The sequence below is a fragment of the Paenibacillus alginolyticus DSM 5050 = NBRC 15375 genome, assembly GCF_000422905.1.
Lineage (GTDB): Bacteria > Bacillota > Bacilli > Paenibacillales > NBRC-103111 > Paenibacillus_E > Paenibacillus_E alginolyticus.
The window spans coordinates 1-1,048 of the sequence record NZ_AUGY01000223.1 but is presented as its reverse complement, the minus strand read 5'-3'; the positions used below and the strand labels follow the sequence as shown (position 1 = coordinate 1,048).

Genomic DNA, 1,048 nt, shown 5'->3' with positions numbered 1-1,048 from the left:
GAAGACAACTTCGCCTGACTCAAACCCATAATTACCACATTGTTCCAGTCGACTTTGTTCACAAGGCTTTATATGCCGGACTTTCGCAATTCAGGTTTAAACACAATGAAAGGAAGTATGAAATGATAAATTTTTATGATTACGCAGTAATTATGCAGAGTACAATTAGTCTTTTCTTAATAATTGCATTTTTATATTTAGTTAAAACTAGTCAAAAACTTGCTGAAACCATTCAAAAAAAACCAAAACAGGGAGTCTCTGATGAGGGTATTCGAATTGGATCACCTTTCCCTCAATTAAATTTTGATGGGAAGAAGTTTGAGGCTAATTATGTTAAAAGTTCTGGGATTTTAATATTCATAACTCAGGTAGGTTGTAGTCTTTGCAACAATCTATATCCTCTAATTAACAATTATAACAATAAGAATAAGACAAATTTTCAATTTGTTCTTTTTACGCTTGCAAGCGAAACTGAAATGGTCAATGCAATTATAGAACAACACCAACTGCATGACATACCATCCTTTAGTTTTACAAATAAAGATAAAGATATTATAGATGCATTAAAAATAAACGGTGTACCATTTATCTATTTTCTATCTCCGAATGGAAAGGTAGTTGCAAAGAATTTTGTAAGTAATGAAATGGAGTTAAACAACCTAGTATTTTCAAATTATACGCCTACAAATGCAGCAAGCTAATTAATCTATTGAAAGGAGGTGAAAAAAATGTGTATGAATGTTACACCGACAGGTCGTAATCGTTGTAGTTTCGTGTCATGTACTGGTGCAAGAGGAGATATTTGGTATCAAGAAGAGGTTTATTGCGCAGATACGGGCGTATACTTTTGGGCTGATCGTTCATGTACTTGCTGGTCCGCCTAATAATTTCCATTAAGTGTAAAAGGACAGTGAGGTAATCACTAGTCCTTTTACACTTTTTTATAGGTCGCACCGTAAAACCCCTTGATTTAGCTATGGGGATATCAGGTGCCACCCTGAATAATTTTCATTAGTTTACTTTGATCAAACATCAAAGATATTATTGT

General features: G+C 33.6%; 1 protein-coding gene. It reads left to right on the top strand.

The window, feature by feature from the left end; genetic code table 11:
- Positions 1-701: TlpA family protein disulfide reductase (locus tag G519_RS46740; protein ID WP_208860936.1), on the top strand; the 701-nt coding region annotated here is incomplete at its 5' end.
- Positions 702-1,048 lie beyond the last annotated feature (347 nt).